Origin of the sequence: Streptomyces sp. NPDC059909, from assembly GCF_042730885.1 — a bacterium.
Classification (GTDB): Bacteria; Actinomycetota; Actinomycetes; order Streptomycetales; family Streptomycetaceae; genus Streptomyces.
On sequence record NZ_JBHWKX010000141.1, the window covers coordinates 1 to 8,716 of the forward strand.

An 8,716-nucleotide genomic window follows, 5' to 3' on the forward strand; every position below is an offset into this window, starting at 1 on the left:
CCTCATCCGCCAGAACCACCTCGACCGTCGGCCGACCCATACGCGCCATGAGCCCAGCCTACTTCTATAGCGGAATAAAGACTCATGACACTAGATGATCGATTCCAAGGGGTCAGTGGTCCCTACCTTGTTGATCGGGATGAGCGAGTGCGTTGTGGCAAACCGGATTTCCTTCGAGGTGTGCGGCGCGGGTGATCATCTGGACAGAGGTACGGGTGCGGCCGTGGACATGAAGAACGGGCCCCTTGGTAGTCATCCCGGGCCCTTTCGGTCCCGCCCCGCGGCCGGGAAAATTCGGGCTGGTGCCCGTCCGGAGGACGTCGATGCCACTTGGTGCCGAGGGCTGAGCCCGTTTGGTAGTCGGACGCGGGGGCCGAGCGCAGGAGTCCAGTGATGTTGCCATGAGCACGCAAGAGAGCGTCTTTGAATCCTGTGGCCCCGGATGGGCGGGCACCGCCTCGGTGTTCGGGACGAGAGGCAGGGGCGGGTATGGACGTGCTCGAGGAGCGATGCGGCGGGGTTGACCTGGGGAAGACAGACGCCAAGGTGTGCGTCCGACTACCCGGTAAGGGCAAGCGGGCGCGCTACGAGGTCCGCACGTTCTCCACGATGAGCGACGGCTTGCTGGAGCTGCGGGACTGGCTGGTGGAAAACCAGGTCACTCGGGTGGGCATGGAGGCGACCGCGTCCTACTGGAAGCCACTGTTCTACCTGCTGGAGGCCACCGAGGGAATCGAGCCGTGGCTGCTGAACGCCCAGCACATCAAGACCGTGCCGGGACGCAAGACGGATGTGAAGGACTGCGAGTGGATCTGCCGGCTGGTCGAGCACGGCCTGGTTCGCCCCAGTTTCGTGCCCCCGCGCGACATCCGCCAGTTGCGGGACCTGACCCGGTACCGCACCGAGACCACCCGCGACCGGGTCCGTGACGTGAACCGGCTCGCGATGTTCCTGGAAGACGCGGGGATCAAGCTCAGCTCGGTGGTCAGCGACATCACCGGCCGCTCCGCGAGGGCCATGCTGGACGCCCTGGTGGACGGGGAACGTGATCCACAGGTACTGGCCGATCTCGCGCTGGGCAGCCTCCAGGGCAAGGTCCCGCTGCTGACCCGGGCACTGACCGGGAGCTTCAGCGAGCACCACGCGTTCATGGTGGCCTCGATGCTGCGGGCGATCGACGAGGCCGATGCACGGATAGCCCGCCTCAGCGAAGAGATCAACCGGCAGTTGCAGCCTCTTCGCCAGCAGGTCGAGCTGCTGATCACCATCCCCGGAATCAGCCTCACCCTGGCCCAGGTCCTGATCGCCGAGATCGGCGTGGACATGGCCCGGTTCCGTACCGCGGGACACCTCGCATCCTGGGCAGGGGTATGCCCGGGCAACAAGGAGTCGGCCGGCCGGAGACTGTCCGGACGCACCCGTCACGGCGACACCTGGCTCAAGACCGCGCTCTATGTGGCCGGCGCCACTGCCGCCCGCAGCAAGGGCACCTACTTGGGTGCACAGTTCCGACGACTGGTCCCACACCGCGGCGCGAAACGGGCAACCCTCGCGGTCGGACACTCCATCCTGGTCGCCGCCTGGCACATCCTGCACGACCTCGTCCCCTACCGTGATCTCGGCCCGGACCACTTCACCAACCGCCTCGGCAAGGAACGCCAGACACGACGCCTGATCGCCCAACTCGCTGCCCTCGGCCTCAATGTCGCCGTCACTCCTCGTGAAGAGACCCTTTGACCTGCACCCTTGCCCGTCAGCTCACGTCATTTTCAAGAGAGTGACGCGGTTACGACACCAGCACGACCAAGGAAGCCCGTTGCCTGATCAGTTGAGCAGTATCTCTGTGCCTGCGTCCACCGCGGTCACCCCTGGGTGTGACTGCTACGTGCACCGGTTCGGTTCGATCGCTCCAGGGTTGCGGGCAGGCTGCTATCCCAGTGACATGACGGATGCGGAGTGGGCCGAGGTCCGCTCGGCGATGCCGGTGCCGGCCTGGCTCCTCAAGCGGGGCGGGCGTCCGGAGGCGTATTGCCACCGCGAGATGCTCGACGCTGTGCGTTATCTGGTCGACAACGGTGTGAAGTGGACGGCTCTGCCGGTCGATTTCCCGTACTGGCGGGCGGTCTACGACTTCTTCCGCCGCTGGCGGGCCTGCGACTACGTGCGTGAGCTGTACGAACGCCTGCGATGTTCGGCGAGGGCACGCGCAGGCCGCAACGCCGAGCCCAGTGCGGGAATCATCGACAGTCAGTCGGTAGACGCCTCCGAGACCGTCGGCGAGGACAGCCGCGGATACGACGGCGGCAAGTCACGTGACGGGCGCAAGCGCCACATCCTGACCGATTCCGAGGGCCTGCTCCTGGAGGTCACCGTGACCACGGCCGATGTGCACGACTCCAAGGCCGCCCCCACGCTGCTGGAGACGTTCATGGACCAGCCGGGCCGGCTGTTGAAGCTGGTGTGGGTCGACAGTGCCTACCAGGGTCCGGCGCTGGCGAAGGCGTTCGCCCGTCACGGAGTCCGGATCGAGGTCGTGCGCCGATCCGACGGGCAACGCGGATTTGTCGTACTGGCCCGCAGGTGGGTGGTGGAGCGCACGCTGAGCTGGCTCTCCCGCTCACGCCGCCTAATGGGACTTGCCGGGTCGGAGAGACTCGGTGCCGTAGCCGCCAGCAGGTGAGCACTACCGCCGCCGGAACCCTTGGAGTTCTGGGTTGAGACCGTGCCCCTGCTGGTCGGCCGGGAGGCCAGACCGCTCATGGGGTGGCGTGCCCGCCCGATGGGGCGTGAGCACTGAATCCATTAGGCCGCGCGCCGCGCCTTCCGCAGGCTGCAAGGGAAGCGAAGTACCTGACCAGGAGAATAAGTTGCTGCTGATCGGCGATGACTGGGCCGAAGACCACCATGACGTCGAGGTCCAGGACGAGGCGGGCCGGAAACTGGCCGCCACGAGGCTGCCCGAGGGAGTGGAGGGGATCGCGAAGCTGCACGAGCTCCTCGCGAAGCACGGCGGCGGGGACCTGGATGCCGCCGAGGTGGTGGTCGGGATCGAGACCGACCGCGGCTCGTGGGTGCAGGCCCTGATCGCCTCCGGCTACCAGGTCTATGCCATCAACCCGCGGCAGGTCGCCCGGTTCAAGGAGCGGTACGCCTCCTCCGGAGCCAAGAGCGACAAGGGCGACGCGCACGCACTGGCGGACATGGTCCGCATCGACCGGGCCCAGCTCCGCCCGGTGTCCGGGGACAGCGAGCAGGCCCAGGCCGTCAAGGTCGTCGCCCGCACCCACCAGACCCTGATCTGGGAACGCACCCGCACCTTCCAACGGCTGCGCAGCACGCTGCGCGAATACTTCCCCGCCGCCCTGAACGCCTACGCGGACATCGCTTTGACCAGCACGGACGCGCTGGAACTGCTGATCAAGGCGCCTACACCGGCGGCCGGGGCGAAGCTGACCCGCACGCAGATCACCGCCGTCCTGGCCCGCGCCCGTCGGCAGAACCGGGACGCGAAAGCGGCCACGATTCAGGCCGCGCTGCGCGAGGAACAGCTCGGCCTTCCCGAGCCGGTCACCGCCGCCTACGCGGCCACCGCCGCCGCCCACGCCCGCGTGATCATCGCGCTGAACGAGCAGATAGCCGCGATGGAGGAGCAGGTGAAGGCCCATTTTCGAGCGCACCCGGACGCTGAGATCTACCTCTCGATGCCAGGCATCGGACAGATCACCGGCGCCCGGGTGCTCGCCGAGTTCGGGGACGACCCCACCCGCTACGCGTCCGCGAAGGCCCGCAAGAACTACGCCGGCACCAGCCCGATCACCCGGGCCTCCGGCAAGAGCCACACCGTCCAAGCCCGCTACGTCCGCAACAACCGCCTCGCCGACGCCCTGCAGGCCCAGGCGTTCTCCGCCCTGCGCGCCTCACCAGGCGCCCGCCGCTACTACGACAAGCAACGCGCCCGCGAGGCCGACTACAACCCTGCACTCCGCCAGCTCGGCAACCGCCTCGTCGGCATCCTCCACGGATGCCTCAAGACCCGCACCCTCTACGACGAAGCGACCGCCTGGTCACACCACGCCCACGACCAAGCCCCTGCGGCTTGACACTCAACGACATGGGGTGTCTCAACCGCGACCACGAACGCCGCCCCGACCACCACGCCCAGATGGTGTGGTGGGCCGCCGTGATCAGGCTGTCCCGACGCCTGGCCGCAGACGCTCCGCGCTGGCCGGAGAAACGCCCCGGCCGACTGCTCCGGGCGCGGGCATGAACCGTCTGTCCTCCGCCCGCACCAGCCAGCCCCGCTTCTCCAGCACGTAGGCACGGTGACGGATCTTCTCCACCTCGTTCTTGATCTCCGCTTCCCGGCCCACCGCCCGCGTCAGCTCCACCCCGTTCACCGGCCCCGAAGCAGCCACCGCAGCGGCGAACACCTCCCGATACAGGCCGCTGAGCACCTCCTCGCCCATGCCCGACCGCCACACCGGCGGCCTCTCGTGATGCCCCGCGCCGGAGCCGCTCGATCCCACGCCGGCAGCCGCCTCACCACCAGACGGCACGGAAACCGGCGTATTCACCGGGCTCCCCTCGGCCAGCACCGACACGAGCTCCTCACGCCCCACCCGGGCCCGCTCGACCCGCTCCCGCGCGGCATCCACCTCCGCCTGAGCCTGCTCCAGAACCTCCGTCCAGGACTCCAGATCCTGCCTCGCCCGCGCCTCACGCCGTTCCATCAGCCCCAGCACCGACGGCATCGCACCCTCCTCGATCAACAGCAAGCCGTCCGCTGCCTGCCCCTACCCCTCCGCGATCATGCCCCGCACACGAAGAAGCCCCTGCTCATCGAACAGGGACTCCCTTTGCCACAACGCACTCAGCAGCCGGGGCCTCGGTACCAAGTGCCTTGATCGAATCCCTGCTGAACCCGGAACAGTTCAGCTTCGCTGGCCCGCTTCCGATTGGAAGCGGGCCAGCAAAGCGCGAGTGTCTCGGGTGGCGGGGTGGTCGGGACCCAGCACCCGCGTCTGGCTGTCAAGCAACTCGGCGAGGGCGACCACTGCCCCGGCCTCATTCCCTGCCCCCATCCGTACGGCTGCAAGTGCAATACACGTTGCCCTGCTTTGGGGGTGGCCGGGGCCCAGCACCCGCATCTGGCTGTCAAGCAACTCGGCGAGGGCAACCGCTGCCCCGGCCTCATCCCCCGTCTGAACCTTCCAAGTGGCATGGAATCCACGCGTTGCCAGGGTGTCGGGGTGGTCAGGGCCCAGCACCCGCACCCGGTCGTCAAGCAACTCGGCGAAGGCAGCCACCGCTTCGGACGCATCCCCATCCACTCCTCGCCAAAAGGCGAGGTCGTGTCGCGTTGCCAGGGTGTCGGGGTGGTCAAGGCCCAGCACCCGCACCCGATCGTCAAGCAACTCGGCGAAGGCAGCCACCGCTTCGGACGCATCCCCATGCATTCCTCGCCAGTAGGCGAGGTCGTGTCGCGTGGCCAGGGTGTCGGGGTGGTCCGGTCCCAGCGCCCGCACCCGGTCGTCAAGCAGTTCGGCGAAGGCGGCGACGGTATCGAACTCGTCCCCTGCCCAGCTGCGTGAGGCAGCGAGGTCGTGTCGTGTTGCCAGGGTGTCGGGGTGGTCAAGGCCCAGCACCCGCACCCGATCGTCAAGCAACTCGGCCAGGGCAATCGCTGCCCCAGACCAATCCCCGGTTTCCCTTCGCCAGTGGGCAAGGTCATGTCGGGCGGCGAGAGCGTGGGGGTGGGCGGGGCCGAGTCGGTGCTGGACGTTGGCCACCAGGTGCTGGAAGTGGGTGATGGCTGCGGTGGTCTGGCCGGATTCGCCGAGACTCCGGCCGATGCGGTACAGCACCGCGTGTGCATCGGGCTGGTACAGGGTGTCTTCGGTGTTGGCGGTCAGGGCGGTGGTGTTGGCGCGGAGGATCTGGGCGAGGGCGGTGTCGCGCTCGATTGCGGGCCAGGCGGCGGTGAGGGCGTCGGCGGCGGTGCGAGCAGTCTGGTCGTAGCGGTTGGGGGTGAGGGTGTCGCGGGTGGTGCGCTGGATGAGCTGGTGTATGCGGACGGCCTGGTTCGGGGTGTCGGGTGTGTGGTCGATGAGGCTGAGCCGGTGCAGGGCACGCAGGGCACGCAGGGCGTCTCCAGCGGCGGGAGGGGCCGGTGCTGCAGTGGCATCCGGGCCGGTTCGGGTGCGGTGTGCTGCCAGGTGGGTGAGGGCGGGAGCGCTGGTCAGCACGTCGTGGGGGATGCCGTTGGCGTCGAGCATTGCGGCGAGTTGGAGCATGGGCCGGGCCAGGCCGACGGGGCGCAGCGTGTCGGCGCGGTCGATGGACAGGGCCCATGCGGCGGCAAGGGGGAGGGCCTGGTCGTCGGGCAGCCGGTCGGGTGTGGTGTCGGCAAGGGTCGTTGTGCGGTCGGCCAGCAGATCACGGTAGGTGGCGGTGTCCAGGCCGGAGTCGATGAGGAAGGCGGCGGCCTGGGCGAGGGCCAGGGGCAGGCGTCCGAGATCGGCGGCCAGAGCGGTGAGCTGGTCGGCGGGCTCGGTGCGGCCGTAGGCGGCCAGGGATGTGGTGAGGTAGGCGGCTGCTTCGTCCTTGGTGAACAGGCTGACCTCGATCGGGCGGCGGTCTGCTCCGGTCAGGGCGGCGTCGCGGCGGCGGGTGGTGACCAGGGTGCGGCCGTGCGTGCTGGCGGGTGGCCACAGACCGCGCAGGTCGTCGGGGTCGGCGACATCGTCCAGGACGACAAGCCACCGGCACGGCTCCCCGCCGGTCTTGGGCTCAAGCCATCCCAGGAAGGTCTGCGCGGCCTGCTCGGGATCGCCGGGGTCGGCCCCGCACAGCTCAACCCCGGCCTGCGCGTATCCGGTCACCACAGGCGAGCGGGCGCTCGCGGTGATCCAGACCAGGACATCGATGCCGCCGTCCTGCCAAGCGGTGCGGGCGTAGTCGGCGGCGAGCTGCGTCTTGCCGACCCCGCCCATGCCGGCCAGGACCTGGCCGGATACCACGGTGCCCGCGTCGGCGAGGACGGAGTGCACCTGGTCCACGGCGTGGCGGTGCTGGAAGCTGTTGGCCCGGCGCGGGATCACGCCGACCTGGTGCGGCAAGGACACCGAGGGGCGCGTGGTCGGGAAGTAGTTGTTCTGCGTGTTGTGGTCGCCGTACTGGACGGCGGTGGGACCGTGGACGGTGTTCCCGCCGCTCCCCGGGCACTGCGCGGGGTCGGCGGCGGGACCGTTCAGGACCCGGTCCCGAAATGGTTGTCCATCCGGTTGCCGGTTCCGGTCTGGATCGCGGTGGGGCCGTGGAAGGTGTTGCCCGAGACCGCACCACCTCCATCGCCGCCCTTGCGGGCGGTCTGCTCGTCGATCAGGGCACGCAGCGCCTCGGCAACCCGGGCGCGTTCCTCATCGTCGCTCACGCTCTCCAGCAGAGTCTCGAAGCGGGTCTGCCAGGACGCCTCCTGACGGATCTGTATCCGTTCCGACTCCGCCGGTTCCAGCTCCCGCAGATCGGTGGCCGTCTGGTCCAGTCGCTCCAGCTCCGCCTGCTCACGCGCCGGGTCCCCGCGGCCCAGCAGCCGGGCCACCCCGGACCGAAACCCGTTCCACGCATCGGTACCCGCGGCCTGCACCACCGCGGTGCCGCCCGCTGCGGTCAACGCCACCAACGCCGTCTCCAGCATCCGCCACCCCCACGCTCGCGCCTGCGCTCCTGCGACCGTACCGCCGCCGAACCGTGCCCGTCATGACAGCGCCAAAACCAGGCACGCCAGCGGCCGCCATGAGGTTCCCGTCTGAAAATGCACGGCTGGAAGACGGGCCCTCGCCCGGGCCTGGATCTGCTGGAGAGCCCAGGGGAACACACCCGCGAGGGCATACCGGCGAAAGCGTGCATAGCCGGTCTTCCAAGAAAGACGACCGCCCCGTCCGCGAAGTTCAGATCCCCGCGGACCACATCGCTCGCCCTCGAGACGCGTGAGACCTGGGGATTCTCGCGATAGATCCGGAAATCTCATCGATCGACGGGGTTGCAGGCCACAGCGCTGCACAACTTTGGCCAAGTCAGCACTCAGCGGAGTAAGCACAGGTAATAGAGCAGGAACGGCGGCGTCCAGGCTGTCTCATTCAAACCACGGGACTGCAGCTCAGAAATTTCATCGCAGGCAGCTCAAATCCGAGAATGCACAGGACCACTTCCACCGATAGCCCCCTGAGCGCCAGGCCGCACCGTGACCGGGCGGCCCGGCGCTCAACTTCCCGGGAGCCGGGCAGCAGGCTGCTACTGGGTGAAGAAGCCGTCGATCACGACCGTGCGACAGGCAATGTCCGCGCGGTGCCAGCCGGTTGAGGGATCAAGGTGCAGGACCGCAGTCGTGAGGTCCAGGTCCTCGGCGCGTACCTGGGACGTGTCCCAGCTCGTCTGTTCCTGACTGTCGAGGGCGGGCGTGAACCGGTACTCCCGGCCGTCGTACAGCAGCAGGCCGTCGACCAGCGGGAGCCCGTCGGCAGCCGGGTGGAGGATGCAGGCGAAAGCGACAGGCCGGTTCCTCCACCACAAAGCGCGGCGGTCGGCCGGGCTGCCCGCTCTGGTCTCCTCGTTCAAAGCGAGTGACTGGTTTGGTGGTCGTCTCGGGCTGAGTTGATCTGCGGGCCTGGATTGTTGATCATTGGGGATCGTGTCCGAGACCCCGTCGCTGCCGAGC

General features: G+C 68.5%; 7 protein-coding genes. 3 read left to right on the forward strand and 4 right to left on the reverse strand.

Annotated elements, in window-relative coordinates; all coding sequences use genetic code 11:
- The first annotated feature begins 489 nt into the window (after nt 1-489).
- The 3 genes from ACFV9O_RS38645 (at nt 490) to ACFV9O_RS38655 (ending at nt 4,100) form a co-directional block, all read left to right on the forward strand.
- Nucleotides 490-1,737, forward strand: a complete 1,248-nt coding sequence (locus ACFV9O_RS38645; RefSeq protein ID WP_385427294.1) for an IS110 family transposase — start codon at nt 490-492, stop codon at nt 1,735-1,737.
- Nucleotides 1,738-1,942: 205 nt separating this feature from the next.
- A complete protein-coding gene (locus ACFV9O_RS38650; RefSeq protein ID WP_385427296.1) occupies nt 1,943-2,680 on the forward strand; it encodes an IS5 family transposase in 738 nt (245 codons plus the stop codon).
- 187 nt (nt 2,681-2,867) lie between these two features.
- Nucleotides 2,868-4,100: an IS110 family transposase gene (locus ACFV9O_RS38655; RefSeq protein ID WP_345125892.1), complete on the forward strand. Its 1,233-nt coding sequence runs from the start codon at nt 2,868-2,870 to the stop codon at nt 4,098-4,100.
- An 84-nt stretch (nt 4,101-4,184) separates the two neighbouring features.
- Here ACFV9O_RS38655 and ACFV9O_RS38660 read toward each other — a convergent pair whose 3' ends face one another.
- From ACFV9O_RS38660 to ACFV9O_RS38675, 4 genes are all read right to left on the reverse strand, one after another.
- Entirely contained in the window at nt 4,185-4,775 is a 591-nt protein-coding gene (locus tag ACFV9O_RS38660; RefSeq protein ID WP_385427299.1) for a hypothetical protein, read from the reverse strand.
- Nucleotides 4,776-4,931: 156 nt separating this feature from the next.
- Nucleotides 4,932-7,124, reverse strand: coding sequence for an FxSxx-COOH system tetratricopeptide repeat protein (gene fxsT / locus ACFV9O_RS38665; RefSeq protein ID WP_385427302.1), 2,193 nt, complete (start codon nt 7,122-7,124; stop codon nt 4,932-4,934).
- A 125-nt stretch (nt 7,125-7,249) separates the two neighbouring features.
- Complete coding sequence (locus ACFV9O_RS38670; RefSeq protein WP_385427304.1) at nt 7,250-7,678, reverse strand: hypothetical protein; 429 nt, start codon at nt 7,676-7,678, stop codon at nt 7,250-7,252.
- A 614-nt stretch (nt 7,679-8,292) separates the two neighbouring features.
- Nucleotides 8,293-8,616: a hypothetical protein gene (locus tag ACFV9O_RS38675; protein ID WP_385427307.1), complete on the reverse strand. Its 324-nt coding sequence runs from the start codon at nt 8,614-8,616 to the stop codon at nt 8,293-8,295.
- Nucleotides 8,617-8,716 lie beyond the last annotated feature (100 nt).